The sequence below is a fragment of the Enterococcus sp. 12F9_DIV0723 genome, assembly GCF_002174375.1.
Taxonomy (GTDB): Bacteria; Bacillota; Bacilli; order Lactobacillales; family Enterococcaceae; genus Enterococcus_A; species Enterococcus_A gilvus.
Genome location: NZ_NIBK01000001.1, coordinates 1220873 through 1239886, shown reverse-complemented (window position 1 = coordinate 1239886; position 19014 = coordinate 1220873). Strand labels below are relative to the sequence as shown.

Below are 19014 nucleotides of genomic sequence, written 5' to 3'. Positions count from 1 at the left end.
CTATAGTGTCAACTTTATAAATTAATCCGACTTTTCTTGGCAAAATATATTTGATTAGACAATTAAAGATACTAAAAAAGCTCTCTATCAAGAAAGCTTCTGTAACATAAATTTCTTCCCTTTACTTCAAAATTGCCTCGGCTCACCGAATTTTAGTCACTGACCTTATGGAACCACCGGACTAAAGACATCCGCAGGCTTTCTTACCAACTCTTCTCCATTAAAGGGAGTGTAAATACTGCTTTTTTTCTAATCCCAATATTTTGAAAATTTTCTCATTGCAGCAGCGAAAAATAAAGCAGTTGAATTCGATTGATTGTGCTCCACATTTTTTTACGATCCTTAGTGTATAATACAAAAGGAAGCGTTTGTTTTTCAATTTAGGAGGTACAAGAATGGATTTAGAATTGGTTACAAAAGGAAAACAATTATCTGACAACGATCGAGCGATTTTGACTTATTTAGCCAAACACGTCCATGAGCTCGATGGAGTCTCCTTAAGAAAGATTGCTGCAACACTGTATACATCCCCAGCGACAATCGTGCGGTTGGCACAGAAATTAGATTTTTCCGGATATTTAGAATTGTTTTTCTTTTTAAAAAATCAATACCGACCGCAAAATCAGTTTGTTGAAGCAACGGTCGATATCTCAATTCCTACTGATAAACTCGCCCCTTCCATCCAGGATATGAAGCAAATTTATCGAAAAAATCAGGAGAAATTCATTACGATCTACGCCACCGGTTTTTCGAGTATCATCGCTGAGTATCTCTATAAAAAACTACTGGTGAATGGGATAAAAACACTTTTTGTTAACGCAGCAGATTCATCCGGCATCATTAATAACAATGCCGAAAATATCAATATGCTGATCGTGATCTCCAAATCTGGGGAGACTCAAAAGGTAATAGAAAAAATGCACTTTTCCAGCGAACACAACATTCCAACCATTTTATTTACAGGAAATAGTCACTCTCGTGGGACAGAAGCTGCCTCTATTATTTTTGAAGTTGCAGATGAACGCCCGATGGACAGCCAAAATATCAAATACAACAGCTTTTTTGGTAAATTACTGTTGCTGATGGAATACATCGTCCAAGAGTTTACGGCTATAGACTAAAGAAAATAGATCTGAGCGAGCTGTCGATAAATATCGTGGTTTTTCGGATCGGGATAGACGATTTGCTGACTCTCTTCAATCAGTAGCTCAGGCTCTTCTAACAAATAGTACAACCCAAAAATAGGTTCGTTTTCTTGCGCATAGTAACAGGTTGTCCCAAAAATGTCTGCGGCTAATTGTCCCAAAACCGAAGTTTGAAAAAAACCGCCGCTTACGGATAACTCTTCTCCAGGTGCTACTAAATCGATTAGTTGACGAACGTTCATTAACATTCCTTCGATCACACTCCGCAGCATTTCTTTTTTAGTGTGCTGCAACGTCAAATCGTAAAAGCCGCCTTTTATGTCATTGCTCCAATAGGGTGCCCGCTCACCATTCAAGAAAGGCCAAAAACGCAGACCCTTCGCGCCAGGCTCCGTCAACTCTAATAGTTGCGGCAACATCTCGAAAAAAGTCTTGGGATCTTCTGCCAACTGATCTGCCGCCCAAGCCAAAACAATCCCGCCATTATTGGAAGGCGCGCCGCTCACGAACACCTCTTCATTTAAGTAATAACAAAAATTTTGTTTTTTTTGATCCAAATATATCTTTTTAGTGATCTGACGAACCGCCGCACTGGTACCGATCGTCAAGCTTGCAGTTCTTCCAGTAGCATAATAACTGGCATACGCAGCCAAGGTCCCATCGCTTGCGCCGACAACTACGCGAATGTTGGAGGAAAAATCGAATAGCTCCCGCTTGCTCGCCACCATTTCAAATGACTCTGTCGTATCTGCCAATGTCGCAAGCTGATCTCTTTTAAGACCAAGATATGCCAAGATCTCTTTGCTCCATTGCTTTTCTCGTAAATCGAATAGACCTGTGGCCGATGCTGTAGCATAATCAATAATGGGTTTTCCTGTAAAGTAATCCATGACTAGTTCCTTCAGTCCATACCAATGAATCTCCGCAGGATACAGGTTCATTTCTTTAAAGTACAGCAATTTAGCAAATGGAGACATGGCATGGATGGGTGTCCCGGATAGAGAATAGAAGCGAGCTGCTTCATCTGTCTTTCGAAAACGGGCAATAACTTTTGAAGCTTGCAGGTCTGACCATAAAAAAATCTGTTTTTTTCCGTCATCAGGCATTAGACTATGCATGGCGGTGCTGAAGCTAATCGTATCAACCTGCCTCCGAATCCAAGCGGGAATCGCCAAAAGACCGCTTTGCAAAATCGACAGCAATTCTTCCCCTTTTTGATACTTGATCCGATCATTCCCATAGGTTTGAATAGGCAAATCGCTTGCATAAAGCAATTCGTTCTCTTGTATCACACCTAACTTGATCGCTGTTGTTCCTATATCTATTCCTAAAAATACTGACAAAATCATTCATCCTTTACAAAGGCGCAGCCGCCAAACTGAGTGCGCAATACTGCGCCACGTTTCTCACCTATCTTATCACAATCCTCTGATGTAAAGCCCGTCATAAGCGACGGCGCGTGATGCTTCCTCCAGTCCCCACATTTCCCCTCCTGATGAAAAAAAAGAACCTAACAACAACGCATCTATCCCTCATTGCTGTTAGATCCTTTAAAATTAGTGCAACTCTGGCCAAATACCTGCATTTTCAATGATTAAATCATCCAGTAATTCCTTCGCTACTTGGGCACTTGGTACCGTCTTCGATAAAGTCAACGCTTGCCACATTTTTTGATAACTATTTTCTACATAAGCCTCAACGACTAATTTTTCAACCGTGACTTGCTGGAACATCATCGCTTGTTGAAAGGCTGGGATTTTTCCCTGGGTCAATGCTTCGGGCCCGTCTGTTCCTACAATACATGGGACTTCCACCATCGCGTCATCAGGAAAATTGGCAATCGCACCATTATTCTCAACAATCATTACCATGCGCTCATGGGTGTTGAAGGCAATTGCACGGGCTAAATCTACGATAAATGTTGCGTGGGCATCGATGTCGAAGGCGATACCTTCTGCTGTTCCCTTCGCAATGATTTGTTGCGCGTGATCAAATACCGTTTTCTCTCGTCCTTGCATGACTTCATTTGCACGAGTAAATTCAGGATGATCCTTCATGTGTTCAAATACGTAGTCGGGATACAAATAATATTTTAGATACGTGTTTGGTAAATAGTCCGGTGTTACCGCTAAGATATCTTTTGCTTTCTTATGGGTCTCTTGCCAGCTTGGATCGGTGTGTTGGGTGTCTACCTCGATTTGAGTCAAATACCCATGCTCAGAGACATAGTTCCGGATTTGATCAATGTATTCATAGCCCTCCGTATCCTTAACACTGGTCCACCAGCCAAAATGATTTAAGCCAAAATAACGAACTTCTAATTCCTCGGGAGCTTTACCAATGATTTGTGACATCCGTCTCAGTGTTCCTACGGGCATATCACAAATATTAAGAACCTTTGATTCTGGTCTCATAACGCGGCAAGCTTCAGCTACGATAGCGGCTGGATTCGAATAATTCAGCATCCAGCAGTCTGGAGAATATTTTTCCATATAGTCGATGATCTCCAACATTCCCGTGATACTCCGCATACCATAGGCGATCCCTCCAGGTCCGCAGGTTTCTTGACCAAATACTCCGTGACGCAATGGGACCTTTTCATCTTTTTCCCGCATCGCATATTTCCCTACGCGAATATGAGCCATACAAAAGTCAACATCAGAAAATGCCGCTTCTGGATCTGTCGTATAGGAAAACTCAATTTCCGGTGCCTGTTCTTTTAATAGAATTTCTAACGCTTCTCCAAGTATCCCCTGGCGGTCGCCATCATTGTCATACAATTTTAATTTCTTTAATGGGAAGCGTTCTAAATTATCTAACATCATCATGACGATTCCTGGAGTAAAGGTGCTCCCTCCACCCGCGATCACTACTGAAAATTTTTTCATTATCACTCGTCTCCTTTATTTTCTCTGCCTAAGTATTTTTCAAGTTTTTCCCGAACCTGGGGAACGGTCAATCCATAAACTACGTGCACAGTCTCTCCGTTGCTGATCACACCTTTTGCCTGTGTCTGATTCTTCAATAAGCCTTCATCCACAAGTTCCGGTTTTGCCAGCTTCAATCGCAGGCGAGTATAACAATTATCGATCGTTTTGATGTTGTCCGCGCCGCCTAAACCTTCAACGATTTTTTCGGAGAGTGCGTCCTCAGAAGCCGTAACAGCCATCGCACCATTTGCGGGTATAGCCGCTTTTTTATCGTTGTATTCCTTTTTCGAATACAGCTTTGTTTCTTGCTCATTGTCTTCCCGTCCAACAGTCTTGAAATTGAACTTAAGAATCAAGAAACGGAATAGGAAGTAATAGATAAAGAAAAAGGCGACTCCCACGAGAAGATAGATGGGCCAACGGGTTTTCTCTGTTCCTAAAGGAATGTTATATAGTAAAAAGTCAATAAAACCATTTGGACCGATTGCTCGAGAGCCAAAAATATTTAAGGCTACCATGCTTAGACCGCTTAAGGCAGAATGGATCACAAATAATAATGGTGCGACAAACATAAACGAAAATTCAATCGGTTCTGTCACTCCAGCAATAAATGATGTGACTACGGCAGGAATCAGGATCGCTTTTACCTTAAATTTATTTTCTGGCTTCGCTGTTTGATACATGGCTAGACACGCGCCAATCAATCCAAACATTTTTGAAATACCCCGTGCATCCCAAATCACGCTTTGTGAAAGGACGCGAACCGCTGGATCGGCAATTTCAGCAAAATAAATATTTCGTGCCCCTTCGAATACTTGTCCGCCAACTTCCGCCACACCCCCAAGAGATGTATATAAAAATGGGGTATAGACTAAATGATGCAGTCCAGTCGGTATCAGCAAACGTTCCAAGGTTCCATAGAGGAAGATACCAAAGTTCCCTGTCCGTTGAATCACACCGCCTAATCCATCGATTCCTTGCTGAATGACAGGCCACACAAAGGAAAATACGATGGCAGCTATTACCAAGACAGGAATTAAAACAATAAAGACGAATCGCGCGCCGCCATATACTTGAAACGCATTATTGAATGTCGTATCAATAAATCGGTTGTGGATCAGCGCTACGACGATCCCAAGAATAATTCCAAGAAACACGCCCATGTCCAGCACCTGAACACCCAATACCAAAGCTTGCCCTGAACCCTGCAATTGATCCGGTGCCACGAGCATTTCCCGTAATTCCATAAATTTATTCATAGCGTAGAGAAACACTAAATAACCAAGTAATGCAGTAAACGCGGCTTCCGCTTTTTTCTTATTTGCCAACCCTAATGCGATTCCTACACAGAAAATGACACCAAGATTTGTCAATACAGGCAATAACGCCGCCGATAAAATACTTCCGAATCCCATAGTAATCGGATTATCTAAAAAACTAAACGTTTCAATCAGTCGCGGATTGGTAAAAACATTCCCAATGGCGATCAAAATACCCGCTATTGGCAAGATCAGAACTGGAACAAACATCGCTTTCGAAAATTTCTGCATGCTATCCATGATTTTCGCTTTCATTTTTTTATCTCCCTCTTTTTATGATGTGTTTAGTATACGAGGCACCTTTTTAAAATGAAATAGATACCGCTTACAACTCAACTCGTTTCACGATTTGAAACAGGTTTCATACTTCCTAATATAAAAAGGGATTCCACCTTTAAGGAACCCCTTCAGCCTAGTATTCTAGAATGTGTCGACCCATTTATTCTTTCTTTGATAACAACTGAGGAATGTCCAACTGAATGACATGATCCACCAAGACCGGATTTCTTGTGCGATACGGCCACGCACCTCCCTCAAATACCGCAAAAAGCTGGTCCTTATTTGCCGTTATCTGTTCGATATACGGCGGTGTATCCATCTCAAATGCGGCATCCTTAATAGAGAAAAAATTATCTACTTTATCTAAGTTAAAAAAATATATTTTTCCAGGCCGATCCGGTCCCCAAGATTGCGACATCACTAGATAATCTTTGTAAAAAGTCATTCCTTGAATCATATCCAGCGTTTTCCATGAACCCAACGAACGGGCAAATTCTGAGGAAGGAACAGGCGTTACTCCAGACTTCTTTTGATTTCCTTGGTCAAAACTAGAAACCTTCTCGTGAGAATCAATCGTCAATTCCCCTTGATTGTCCAAACGATACGTCGCCATCCGTCCATATTCATCTAGCGTAAAATAGCCGACAACCAATACCCCTGAAGTATAGGTGACTGCGGAAGCGTGAGATACCTCTTTTAACGAAATTTGCTGATGGTAAGAGACCACTTGCCCCGCTTGCATTCGATAGTCTTCTAATTCTTTTAAGTCAATAGAAGATAACCCTGCAAAAAGGCCGCCAGTCGTCACCCAAACACGCTGATGCTTTGGATCATACGTAATGCCCCCCAAATGAGGTTTTCCTGGCAAAACAACCGTTTTCAAATACTCATGCGTTTGACGATCCAGCATATAGATAACTGAATGATTCTTATGATCATGACTATACGCCGAAATAAGAATATATTTTTCCGTCAAGGCGATCCCTTGTGGTGTCATCGTTCGGCTCTCGGAAAGGTCATTCGTTTCCAAGCTAAGTGTTTTTGCACTGTACAAGCCAGGAATCTTATACATACCAAAATCAGTCGTCTCTTCCTTTCCTGAAAAGGCCGCTTGATAAAATTCGTTGTATGATTCCAACTTCTCTTTTTGCTGGTCCACTGTCAGTCCATGATGTGAGGCATCCACCCTCACCGGAAATAAAACCATTAAAAGAAACCATAAAAGAACCCCGTATTTTTTCTTCTGCATACTAGAATCTCCTGACTACATGATTTATAAAAAAACCATAGCAGATATTCTCAGAAAGAACAATTAAAGCGTTGTTTCTGAAAAATAAATATAAAAAAAACGAGCTTCCCATAATGGGAAACTCGCAAAGTCTGATTGAACAGAATTTATTTTTCTTCTGCGTTTTCGTCTTTGAGACCGTATTTTTTGTTGAAACGATCGACACGTCCATCTGCTTGAGTGAACTTTTGACGTCCAGTGTAGAATGGATGAGAGTCAGAAGTAACTTCGACACGGATTACAGGGTAAGTGTTTCCGTCTTCCCATTCAACTGTTTCTTGTGAAGATTTAGTAGAACCTGACAAGAATTTGAAACCTGTAGTTGAGTCCATAAACACAACTGGATGATATTCTGGATGAATTCCTTGTTTCATAGTTTTTTTCGCTCCTTTGCCCTGAATCATTTGCTGGTTCAGAGTTATTTTTGCAATTTGCAACATGAATATACTATCATGAATGATTCGACAATGCAATTATCTTTTTTGATTTCTACGCGTTGTTTTCCCACCAAAGGAAACATCTTTGAATGCTTTGAAAACATCCTCGTTCGTCTTTGTCTTCTTCATAAAATTCACGAATTGAGACGTATATTCCAATGAATCTCCGGTCATATTGTTACGCAGCTTGAAGATCTCTTCTAAACGATCCGGACTCATCAATAATTCTTCTTTACGAGTACCAGATTTCTTGATGTCGATGGCTGGGAAGATGCGGCGCTCGGACAACTCACGTGATAATTGCAACTCTAAGTTTCCTGTTCCTTTAAATTCTTCGTAAATGACATCGTCCATACGACTGCCGGTATCTACCAATGCTGTCGCTAGGATAGTGAGGCTGCCGCCTTCTTCAATATTACGTGCTGCACCAAAGAACTTCTTCGGCTTGTACAGTGCAGCCGGATCAATCCCTCCGCTTAAGGTACGACCACTCGGTGGAACGACTAAGTTATACGCACGTGCTAAACGCGTGATACTGTCCATCAGGATCACTACATCTCGCTTGTCTTCTACTAAGCGCATTGCCCGTTCTAATACCAATTCAGACACACGCGTATGATTTTGCGGCTGCTGATCAAAGGTCGAATAAACCACATCTCCCTTTACGCTGCGTTCCAAGTCGGTTACTTCTTCTGGGCGTTCATCAATTAGTAAGACGATCAATTCCACGTCAGGATGATTGTCTGTAATACCATTCGCTATTTCTTTTAGAATCGTTGTTTTCCCCGCTTTTGGAGGCGCTACGATCAATCCACGTTGACCAAATCCAACGGGAGAGAAGATATCGATCATTCGGGTAGAAAGCCGACCAGGAGTCGTTTCTAAAACCAATTGTTTCTCAGGATAAAGTGCTGTCAACGCAGGAAAATGCGGGCGTTCTTTGGCTTCTTCTGGATCTTTGCCATTCACGCTTTCTACATGCATCAACCCATAATAACGTTCAGATTCTTTCGGCGGACGGGCTTTGCCCGCCACTTTATCACCATTTCTCAAGCCGAAGCGACGGATTTGTGAAGAAGAAATATAGATATCCTCCGCACTAGATCCATAGTTGATTGGGCGCAAGAAGCCATAGCCGTCTTGACCGATGATATCTAAGACTCCCTCCATGTAAAAGAAGCCTTGTTTTTCTGCCTGTGCCCGGATAACCGCTAAAGACAATTCCTTTTTATTCATCTGACTATAATAAGGAATTTTAAAGTCTTTTGCATAAGCATAAATTTCTTTTAGCGTCTTATTGTCCAGTTCCGCCATTGTTAAATAATCGCTCATTATTCCGCCTCTTCCTCGTCGATCATTTCGATAGTTGCACCAAGAGCCGTCAGTTTCTCAATAATATGATCATATCCGCGCAAAATGTATTCTACATTGAAGATCGTAGTTTTCCCTTCGGCCATTAATCCAGCGATAACTAAACAAGCCCCCGCACGCAAATCAGAAGCAACAACTTCTGCACCGTGCAGCTTACTAGGTCCATTTAAAACAATTAAGTTGCCTTCCACACGGGCATCTGCGCCCATGCGTACTAATTCTGGAATATGATTCACTCGTTTTGAATAAATCGTATCGATAATTTCAGAGGTCCCTTTGGCTTTCAACAATAGAGGTGTCAACGGCTGCTGTAAATCCGTTGCGAAACCAGGATATGGCGAAGTTGTCACATCCACCGTTTTTAAATTTTTAGAAGGAAGCACATCAATGCTATCCTCAGAAATATTCATTTCAACGCCGATTTCTTCCAATTTAGCAATAAAACTTTCGATATGTTCATAAATAACGTTATGAACCGTCACACCTTCACCCATTGCAGCTGCCAAAGCTAAATAGGTACCCGCTTCGATTCGGTCAGGAATAATTGAATGGACGCAGCCATGTAATTCTTCGACGCCTTCGATCCGAATTTCATCCGTACCTGCACCACGAATTTTCGCACCCATATTGTTCAATAATGTCGCTACATCAATGATCTCTGGTTCTTTCGCTGCATTTTCAATGATTGTTTTTCCTTTTGCTTTCACTGCGGCTAACATCACATTGATTGTCGCACCAATAGAAACCACATCCATAAAGATGCGATCTCCCTTCAATCCTTCGTCATCAGTGCGCAAGTAGATAACGCCATGCTCATTCGAAACATCCGCTCCCAAGCTTTCAAACCCTTTGATATGCAGATCGATCGGACGAGGGCCTAAGAAGCATCCCCCTGGAAGTCCAACCACTGCTTCGCCAAATTTACCTACCAACGCTCCCATAAAATAATAAGAAGCGCGCAAAGAATTGATTTTTCCACTTGGCATTGGAATGGAAACAACATTACTTGGATCAATGACCATTCGATTGTCTTCAAAAGAAACCGTTGCTCCCATAATTTCTAAGATTTCAATCAATGAGTGTACATCTTGAATATCTGGCACGCCTTCCAATGTTACTGGCGAGTCTGCCATAATTGCTGCTGGAATAAGTGCCACTGCACTGTTTTTTGCACCGCTGATCGTTATATTACCTGATAATGGCTTTCCGCCATGGATTTCGATTTTTTTCATGTATTTTCACCTAATTAATTATTTTGAAGTTTATAGACCATTATCCATTCTAGCATATTATTGACTGTATAAAAAGGAAGCATTCTCAAAATTCAACAGAAAATAATCAGGCCTGCCTTCCGCCGAGAAAATACGTTATAAAATAACTATTTTACTTAAAATATCGACTTTCTACATGGTTTCTTTCACACAAAAAAACCTCGAAGCAGATGCTTCGAGGTCATAAGAATCAAAAATTAAGCTTTGTTAGCTGAACCGAACCAGTCGATATGTTCTTCAGCGTCTTTAACGATTGCAGCAACACCTGGTGCCAACAATTTACGAGGGTCAAAGCCTTTTCCTTCTTTATCTTTACCAGCTTCGATATATTCACGAGTTGCTTTAGCAAATGATAATTGGAATTCAGTGTTAACGTTCACTTTAGAAACGCCCATTGAGATTGCTTTTTGGATTTGTTCTTGAGGAATACCTGATCCACCATGTAATACTAAAGGAACATCAGAACCTACAGCATTCGCGATTTCTTGTAAGTGGTCAAATGCTAACCCTTTCCAGTTTTCAGGGTACACACCGTGGATATTACCGATACCACATGCTAAATAGTCGATACCTGTAGCAACCATTTGTACACATTCGTCCACGTCAGCTAATTCGCCAGCGCCGATGATTCCGTCTTCTTCACCACCGATTGAACCAACTTCACATTCTACAGAGATTCCTTTAGCGTGAGCTTTTTCAACAACGTCTTTAGCCAATTTCAAGTTTTCTTCAAATGGAAGATGAGAACCATCAAACATGATTGAAGTATAGCCAACTTCGATACATTCCAAAGCAGCTTCGTAGTCACCATGGTCTAAGTGGATTGCAACTGGTACAGTGATACCCATTGAATCTACTAAGTTACAGATGATGTCTTTAGCAACTTTGTAGCCACCCATGTATTTTGCAGCGCCCATTGAAGTTTGGATAAGAACGGGTGCTTTTTTAGCTTCTGCAGCTTTTAGAATAGCTTGTGTCCATTCTAAGTTATTCGTGTTAAATCCACCAACTGCATATCCGCCTTTACGTGCTGCTTTCAAGAATTCTGCTCCTGATACTACTGGCATAAAAAATTCCTCCTAGTGTTTTTACTATTTTACATTTGGTTAAGCCATGCTTAACTAACGTGTTAATTCTATCAAAGTTTCGTCATCTTTGCTACTGCAAACCTTCCGATAAAACCTTTACATTTCAACTTTTTTGTAAAAAAGACTGAAAAGCGTAACCACTTTTCAGTCAAATTTACTATTTTGCTTCTTTGCTTTCCAATGATGCCCCAACGAACGCTTTGATTAATGGTTGAGGACGATTTGGACGAGAGATTAATTCTGGATGGAATTGACACCCAACAAAGAATTTATTTTCAGGTATTTCAACGATTTCAACTAAACGATTGTCAGGAGAAACACCTGAGAAAACAAGTCCTTTATCCTCGAATAATTGACGGTATTGATTGTTAAATTCATAACGGTGACGGTGACGCTCTTGGATCACTTCTTCATTTGCATATGCTGCTGCCGTCGTCGTTCCTTTTTTCAGTTTGCAAGGATACAAGCCAAGACGCAGTGTGCCACCCAAGTTTTCGATATTTTCTTGGTCTGCCATCAAATCAATAATATTATTTGCTGTGTCAGGGACAGTTTCCGCTGAATTCGCATCTTCCAAGCCAGCAACATTCCGACCAAATTCAACACAGGCCATTTGCATTCCTAAACAAATACCCAAGAAAGGCACATCATTTTCACGAGCGTATCGGATGGCTTCGATTTTTCCTTCGATTCCGCGATCGCCAAAGCCGCCAGGAACTAAGATCCCATCTGCATCCCCAATTTTTTCTGCTACGTTTTCGCGGGTCACTTCTTGTGATTGGATCCACTCGATCTCGATATCTGAATCAAAAGCAAAACCGGAATGCTTCAATGCTTCTACGACAGAGATATACGCATCTGGTAATTCCACGTATTTTCCGACTAAAGCAATCCTGACTTTTTTCTTGAGATTCAACACTTTTTCTTCTAAAGCACGCCATTCTGCCATATCCGCAACAGGTGCATCAATTTTCAGATGATCGCAAACGATTTGATCCATGCCTTGTGCCTGCAAAGCAAGTGGAATGGAATAAAGTGTTTCAACGTCACGCGATTCAATGACTGCTTCTGGTGCCACGTCACAGAATTGAGCTAATTTATTTTTCGTTCCTTGAGAAACAGGCTGTTCGGTACGTACAACTAAAATATTTGGTTGAATTCCTAATCCGCGTAGTTCTTTCACACTGTGTTGTGTTGGTTTAGTTTTCATTTCACCAGCAGCTTTTAAGTATGGGATCAGCGTTGTATGGATATACATGACATTGTCTGCTCCGACATCCGCCTTCATTTGACGTAAGGCTTCTAAGAATGGCAAGGACTCGATGTCTCCGACCGTTCCGCCGACTTCTGTAATGATCACATCGGAATCTGTCATCTTCGCTGCACGCATGATCTTTGATTTGATTTCATTGGTGATATGCGGAATTACTTGGACAGTCGCACCTAGATATTCGCCTTTACGTTCCTTACGAATAACTTCTGAATAGATTTTTCCTGTCGTTACGTTGGAGTATTGATTCAAGTTGATGTCGATAAAACGTTCATAGTGACCCAAGTCCAAGTCCGTTTCAGCACCATCATCTGTTACAAAAACTTCTCCGTGTTGGTAAGGACTCATCGTACCTGGATCGACATTGATATAAGGATCAAATTTTTGAATCGTAACCTTCAATCCTCGATTTTTAAGCAAACGACCCAATGATGCTGCCACGATCCCTTTGCCGATTGATGAAACCACGCCGCCAGTTACAAAAATATACTTTGTCATAAATGAAAAAACTCCTTCATATACTAATTTGCAGGAAACGTCTAGAAAAAACAAAGAAAGCTCCCTATCCAATCTGAATAGGGAGCTATGAATTCACTAAACACTTGACCCTACTAAAAGGGTGCCCAAGCAGTATAATACCGACACTTTCGAAAAATGTCAACTGTAATTATTAGTTGCTTAATTTTCTTTAATCAAATAAGCGCCCAAAAAAGCTTTTCTTTTGCTTAGGTTCAGCAGATTCAGGCGTTGTCTCTGAAGGATATTTTTTTTCGATATCGATGATCTCTTCGTTCACCGCATGATCCGTGACCAATAAAACACCAATACTTTCTTCATCCTCGACAGTCGCATCATTGATAATTGTAAAATCTGCTGCGTTTTTTGAAGCCAAACCGATAAACTCACTTTGGAGTGTATCTGGTACAGCCCCGTTGATTAGCAATTTACCTTCGGGATGCTTTTTAATTTCTTCAATTAAATAGTGCCGGTCTTGATTATTCTTCATCTCACGGATCGTCATACTTACAAAGCAACGCTCTCTAAAAGTTCCAAGATATTTACGTTGTTCTTCTGGATTAATTCGTGGAGATCCATATCTTCCCTTGTCTAGATGCTGCTGCAATTCATCTTTTGCCATTTTATTCACTTCCTCATGTGCCTATTTTTGATTTAAGTATATCAAAAGTGGTGAAAAAAAGCTGAATCTCTGCTAAAAGCCTTTAATGGAGTGATTATTTCATAGAAATTTTAAGAAAACCATTGTACTTTTATCCCTTCTCTTTTATAGTAAAAGGTGGTTTTACTTATTCTTTGAAAGCCCGTTTTTTACGGGCTTTTGTCGTATCTAAAAAAGGAGTGTTTTATAATCAAACGTTATACGAATTTATTGCAATCAGAGTTTAGACATTATTCTAGAGAAAAGTTCCAAAAGGACCTATTGGCAGGATTAACTGTAGCCGCTGTAGCTCTGCCGCTTGCTCTGGCTTTCGGTGTTTCCAGCGGAGCCGATGCAGCAGCCGGGATGATCACTGCCATCATCGCAGGAACTGTTATAGGCAGTCTTTCAGGTGGGTTTTATCAAATTTCTGGACCGACAGGCGCAATGGCAGCAATTCTTACTGGTATCATAGCTGTTCAAGGTTTATCCGGCGTTTTGGTCGCTACTTTTATTGCTGGAGCTATTTTATTATTGGCCGGATTATTTAAGCTAGGGAACCTCACCTCATTTATCCCGGCACCAGTGATTACAGGTTTCACATCCGGCATTGCGATCATTATTGCCTTAGGACAAATCGATAACTTCTTCGGAACCACTTCTGTAGGAGAGAATGCCTTAACGAGATTATTCAGCTATCATTCCAACTTCAATCCCGATTTACCAACATTTCTGTTAGGTCTTCTTATCTTATTGTTATTGATCTTCTACCCTAAAAAGTGGGCTCACGTTTTACCTGCCTCATTAGTCGCTATCATTTTGGCTACCCTAGCTTCGATCATCTTTAAATTGCCCGTCGCAAAAGTTGGGAAAATACCAACTTCATTAATCACCGGAGAGCGCCTGCATTTCTCTACACTAAATTTTGCATTACTCAAACAATTATTTTTACCGGCTGTCAGTATCGCAATGCTGGGAATGATCGAAAGTTTACTTTGCGGCGCCTCGGCTGGACGTATGACCGGAAAAGATTTAGATAGCAATCAGGAATTAGTGGCTCAAGGAATCGGTAATATGATTTTACCTTTTTTTGGCGGTATTCCCGCAACAGCTGCAATTGCACGAACAAGCGTCGCTATCAAATCGGGGGCCCAAACCCGTTTAGCCGGTATTTTTCATGCGTTCTTCTTATTTTTATCAATGATCCTCTTTGCCCCGATCATGTCTCAGATACCTATGACGGCTTTAGCAAGTGTTTTACTTGTGACAAGCTGGCGTATGCACGAATGGTCAACTATAAAAACGATGCTCCATCAAAAAAACCGAACCGCCATCCTGCTTTTCTTTGCGACTATGCTTAGTACGATCATTTTTGATTTAAGCATTGCTATCGTACTTGGAATTATATTAGGCTGTATTTTCTTCATCGCCAAAAGCGCTAAAATTTCTATTACTACAGAAGAAGTTGATTGGCGCAGAATGGATCTTCCCTACTCTGAAGCTGGCACAGATTGGGCAGTTATCTATATTACCGGCCCTTTGTTCTTTATGTCAGCAAACCAGCTAAAGAAAGAACTCGATCAAGCTATCGATAGAAAAGGTATTATTTTTTCACTCCGTGGTGTCCCTAGTATCGATTTGACTGCCAGAGATATCTTTGCTGATTATTTATCCGTCGCACGTTTAAATGATCAAAGGGTCATATTCACCTCTATGCAACCCGAAGTGAAAGCACAACTCAAGCATTTATGGGAAAAAGATGCGCATTCACCTGTCCATCATCCTACAGTTGCTCATGCACTAACCACACTTCATCAAGAATTCTAGAAATATATGTAAAAAGAGCTGCGAGGAAAATCCTCGCAGCTCTTTTAGTATCCGTAATTATTTACCGATGAATGGGTTGTTTTTTAAGTTGTAGAAAGATTTGATTCCTTTGTATTCTGCAACATCACCCAATTGGTCTTCGATACGTAATAATTGATTGTATTTAGCAATACGGTCAGTACGTGAAAGAGAACCAGTTTTGATTTGACCAGCGTTTGTTGCTACAGCGATATCAGAGATTGTTGAATCTTCTGTTTCACCAGAACGGTGAGATACAACTGCAGTGTAGCCAGCTTCTTTAGCCATTTCGATAGCATTGAAAGTTTCAGTTAATGTACCGATTTGGTTAACTTTGATAAGGATTGAGTTCGCAACACCCATATCAATTGCTTTAGCTAATTTTTCAGTGTTTGTAACGAACAAGTCGTCACCAACTAATTGAACTTTATCGCCTAAAGCTTCAGTTAATTTCTTAGTACCTTCCCAATCGTTTTCGTCTAAGCCGTCTTCGATTGAGATGATTGGGTATTTAGCAACTAATGATTCGTAGAATGCGATCATTTCTTCAGTTGTTTTTTCGCCTTCGCCTGAGTCAGCTAAAACGTAAACACCTTTTTCTTTGTCGTAGAATTCAGAAGAAGCAGCATCCATAGCAAGAACGATGTCTTTACCAGGTACATAGCCAGCTTTTTCAATCGCTTCGATGATTACTTCGAAACCTTCTTCATTAGAACCAAGGTTAGGAGCGAATCCACCTTCGTCACCAACTGAAGTAGCAAGACCTTTAGCTTTTAAGATTGAAGCTAAAGCGTGGAATACTTCTGCACCATAACGTAAAGCTTCTTTGAATGTAGGAGCGCCAACTGGCATGATCATAAATTCTTGGAAGTCGATAGAGTTATCAGCATGTGATCCACCATTGATGATATTCATCATAGGAGTAGGCAAAACTTTAGTATTGAATCCGCCAAGGTAGTTGTACAATGGGATTTCTAAGAAGTCAGCAGCTGCACGGGCAACGGCGATAGAAACACCAAGAATAGCGTTCGCACCTAATTTACCTTTGTTAGGAGTGCCATCTAATTCGATCATAGCAGCATCAATAGCAGCTTGGTCACGTACGTCGTATCCGATGATTGCTTCAGCGATAACATTGTTTACATTATCAACTGCTTTAGTAACACCTTTACCGCCGTAACGAGCTTTGTCGCCATCACGTAATTCAACGGCTTCGTATTCACCAGTTGAAGCACCTGAAGGAACCATACCGCGGCCGAATGCGCCGTCTTCTGTATAAACTTCTACTTCGATTGTTGGGTTACCACGTGAGTCTAGGACTTCGCGTGCGTAAACGTCTGAGATAATTGACATGTTTTGTCTCTCCTTTAAAATTTGTTTTATTAAAGGGCTAAAAGCCCTTATAACCAATATTAGTGAAAATTGCTGACAGTTGCAAACAAAAGCAGCAATTTTCTATAAAAAATTATTTTGCGCCTTCTAATAATGCTAAGAATGAATCAGCTTTTAAGCTGGCTCCGCCAACTAAAGCGCCGTCAACGTTTTCTTTAGCCATGTATTCCGCAATGTTTTCTGGTTTCACAGAACCGCCGTATTGGATACGAACAGCTTCAGAAACTTCTTTGCCGTAGATACCTTCAACTGTTGAACGAACAACGCCGCAGATTTCGTCAGCGATTTGTGCGTCAGCAGATTTACCAGTACCGATCGCCCAGATTGGTTCATAAGCAATAACCATGCTTGAAACTTGTTCAGCAGAAAGATCAGCTAAACCAGCTTTGATTTGTCCTTCGATCCATTCAGCTGTTTTGCCAGCTTCATACGTTTCTAAAGACTCACCACAGCAAAGGATTGGCAACATGCCGTTTGCGAAGATCGCTTTGGCTTTTTTGTTGATTTCTTCGTCTGTTTCGTGGAAGTATTCACGACGTTCTGAATGGCCGATGATAACATATTCCACACCAAGATCCGCCAAAGCAGCAGGTGAAGTTTCACCAGTGAACGCTCCAGCATTTTCCCAGTAGCAGTTTTGAGCAGAGATTTTTAAGTCAGTGCCTTTTGCTGCTTCAACTAATTCTTGCAAGAATAAAGCAGGTGATCCAATGACTGAATCTACTTTATCGTTCGCAGGAACATTGTTTTTTACTGCTTCAGCAAAGTCTTTTGCTTCTGAAGCAGTTAGGTTCATTTTCCAGTTACCAGCAATAATGGGTTTACGCATTTAGAAAAGCTCCTTTTCATTTTTTTGCCACTCGTTATCAAATCAAAAAGATAAAACATTCTTTTCAATTGATCACGAAAAAGCAGTGTAGCCTGTTTCGCTCAGATTATTTATCGTTGATTGCTGCAAGACCAGGTAATTCTTTACCTTCTAATAACTCAAGACTTGCACCGCCACCAGTTGAAATGTGAGTGAATTTGTCAGCAAAGCCAAGTTGTTCAGCTGCAGCTGCAGAATCCCCACCACCGATGATTGTAGTTGCGTCTTTTAAGTTAGCGATGGCTTCACAAACACCGATTGTTCCACGAGCGAAGTTGCTCATTTCGAACACACCCATAGGTCCGTTCCATACAACTGTTTTCGCGCCTTCTAATGTTTGAGCAAACAAAGCGATTGATTCTGGTCCAATGTCAAGACCCATTTGTCCAACAGGAACATCACCAGTATGTTCTTCAGTTGGTACATCGTTTGAAAATTCAGCCGCTGTGATTGAGTCAACTGGCAATACTAATTTGTCGCCAGCAGCTTCGATCAATTCTTTTGCTAAGTCCACTTTGTCAGCTTCTACTAATGAGTTACCGATTTCCATGCCTTTAGCTTTGTAGAATGTATACGTCATTCCGCCACCGATCAAAATTTTGTCAGCTTTAGGAATCAAGTTTTTGATTACGCCGATTTTGTCAGAAACTTTCGCGCCGCCTAGGATAGCTACCATAGGACGTTTAGGTTCTTCAACAGCCTCGCCGATGAATTTGATTTCTTTTTCCATCAAGAATCCAGCAACAGTTGGAATTCCAGTAGAAGCGATACCTACGTTAGAGGCATGTGCACGGTGAGCAGTACCAAATGCGTCGTTGACGAATACATCGCCTAATGAAGCCCAGTATTTACCAAGTTCAGCATCATTTCCGCTTTCTTTTTTGCCGTCGATATCTTCGAAACGAGTGTTTTCAAAGACAACTACGTCTCCGTCTTTCATGTCTGCGATTGCTGTTTCCAAATCAGAACCACGAGTTTCAGGTACAAATGTTACATTTTTACCTAATAATTCGCTTAAACGTTCAGCAACAGGTTTTAATGATTTGCCTGCTTTGTCTTCTTCTGTTTTCACACGACCAAGGTGAGAGAACAAAATTGCTTTTCCGCCTTGTTCTAAAATGTAGTTGATTGTTGGCAACGCCGCTTTAATACGAGTGTCATCAGTAATCACGCCATCTTTAACAGGAACGTTGAAGTCCACACGAACTAAAACTTTCTTGTCTTTCAAGTCAAGATCTTTAACTGTCATTTTTGCCATGAAAGAAAACCTCCAAAATATTTTTTTTGAATCTTTATTATTATAGATGTGTATAAGAGACAGGGCTTAATCAAAACGTTTTCTTTTCGATGAGCTG

At 41.0% G+C, this 19014-nt stretch carries 15 protein-coding genes; 2 read left to right on the top strand and 13 right to left on the bottom strand.

From position 1 onward, the window contains the following. Positions 1-395: 395 nt before the first annotated feature. On the top strand, positions 396-1121 hold the full coding sequence (locus A5868_RS06015) for a MurR/RpiR family transcriptional regulator (RefSeq protein WP_086304360.1): 726 nt from the start codon (positions 396-398) through the stop codon (positions 1119-1121). On the opposite strand, the gene A5868_RS06010 is transcribed toward A5868_RS06015, so the two are convergent. The 10 genes from A5868_RS06010 to A5868_RS05965 form a co-directional block, all read right to left on the bottom strand. Continuing rightward, positions 1118-2494 carry a gluconokinase gene (locus A5868_RS06010; RefSeq protein ID WP_087654088.1) on the bottom strand — a complete coding sequence of 459 codons (1377 nt, stop codon included), beginning with the start codon at positions 2492-2494 and terminating at the stop codon, positions 1118-1120. The genes A5868_RS06015 and A5868_RS06010 overlap by 4 nt on opposite strands. Before the next feature lie 207 nt (positions 2495-2701). Further along, positions 2702-4033: a 6-phospho-alpha-glucosidase gene (locus A5868_RS06005; RefSeq protein WP_086304362.1), complete on the bottom strand. Its 1332-nt coding sequence runs from the start codon at positions 4031-4033 to the stop codon at positions 2702-2704. A gap of 2 nt (positions 4034-4035) precedes the next feature. Continuing rightward, on the bottom strand, positions 4036-5649 hold the full coding sequence (locus A5868_RS06000; RefSeq protein WP_086304364.1) for a PTS transporter subunit EIIC: 1614 nt from the start codon (positions 5647-5649) through the stop codon (positions 4036-4038). A 184-nt stretch (positions 5650-5833) separates the two neighbouring features. Further along, on the bottom strand, positions 5834-6922 hold the full coding sequence (locus tag A5868_RS05995) for a YncE family protein (protein WP_086304366.1): 1089 nt from the start codon (positions 6920-6922) through the stop codon (positions 5834-5836). Between the two features lie 146 nt (positions 6923-7068). Continuing rightward, positions 7069-7335, bottom strand: coding sequence for a type B 50S ribosomal protein L31 (locus A5868_RS05990; protein WP_010781083.1), 267 nt, complete (start codon positions 7333-7335; stop codon positions 7069-7071). Positions 7336-7434: 99 nt separating this feature from the next. Continuing rightward, positions 7435-8730, bottom strand: a complete 1296-nt coding sequence (gene rho, locus A5868_RS05985; RefSeq protein WP_086304368.1) for a transcription termination factor Rho — start codon at positions 8728-8730, stop codon at positions 7435-7437. After that, on the bottom strand, positions 8730-10001 hold the full coding sequence (locus A5868_RS05980; protein ID WP_010781085.1) for a UDP-N-acetylglucosamine 1-carboxyvinyltransferase: 1272 nt from the start codon (positions 9999-10001) through the stop codon (positions 8730-8732). Before A5868_RS05980 ends, rho begins: the two co-directional genes overlap by 1 nt. Positions 10002-10237: 236 nt before the next feature. Continuing rightward, positions 10238-11107 carry a class II fructose-bisphosphate aldolase gene (locus tag A5868_RS05975; RefSeq protein WP_010781086.1) on the bottom strand — a complete coding sequence of 290 codons (870 nt, stop codon included), beginning with the start codon at positions 11105-11107 and terminating at the stop codon, positions 10238-10240. A 178-nt stretch (positions 11108-11285) separates the two neighbouring features. Then, the gene (locus A5868_RS05970; protein WP_086304369.1) at positions 11286-12896 is read right to left on the bottom strand and encodes a CTP synthase; all 1611 of its coding nucleotides are present in this window, start codon (positions 12894-12896) and stop codon (positions 11286-11288) included. 190 nt (positions 12897-13086) lie between these two features. Next, positions 13087-13536: a YueI family protein gene (locus tag A5868_RS05965; RefSeq protein ID WP_010781088.1), complete on the bottom strand. Its 450-nt coding sequence runs from the start codon at positions 13534-13536 to the stop codon at positions 13087-13089. Positions 13537-13761: 225 nt separating this feature from the next. On the opposite strand from A5868_RS05965, the gene A5868_RS05960 reads away from it, so the two are divergent. Continuing rightward, positions 13762-15381 carry a SulP family inorganic anion transporter gene (locus A5868_RS05960; RefSeq protein WP_086304472.1) on the top strand — a complete coding sequence of 540 codons (1620 nt, stop codon included), beginning with the start codon at positions 13762-13764 and terminating at the stop codon, positions 15379-15381. 57 nt (positions 15382-15438) lie between these two features. Here the strand turns inward: A5868_RS05960 and eno are convergent, their stop codons facing one another. The 3 genes from eno to A5868_RS05945 form a co-directional block, all read right to left on the bottom strand. After that, positions 15439-16752, bottom strand: a complete 1314-nt coding sequence (gene eno / locus A5868_RS05955) for a phosphopyruvate hydratase (RefSeq protein WP_086304371.1) — start codon at positions 16750-16752, stop codon at positions 15439-15441. A 112-nt stretch (positions 16753-16864) separates the two neighbouring features. Beyond that, positions 16865-17620, bottom strand: a complete 756-nt coding sequence (gene tpiA / locus A5868_RS05950; protein ID WP_086304373.1) for a triose-phosphate isomerase — start codon at positions 17618-17620, stop codon at positions 16865-16867. A 106-nt stretch (positions 17621-17726) separates the two neighbouring features. Continuing rightward, a complete protein-coding gene (locus A5868_RS05945) occupies positions 17727-18917 on the bottom strand; it encodes a phosphoglycerate kinase (protein ID WP_010781119.1) in 1191 nt (396 codons plus the stop codon). Positions 18918-19014 lie beyond the last annotated feature (97 nt).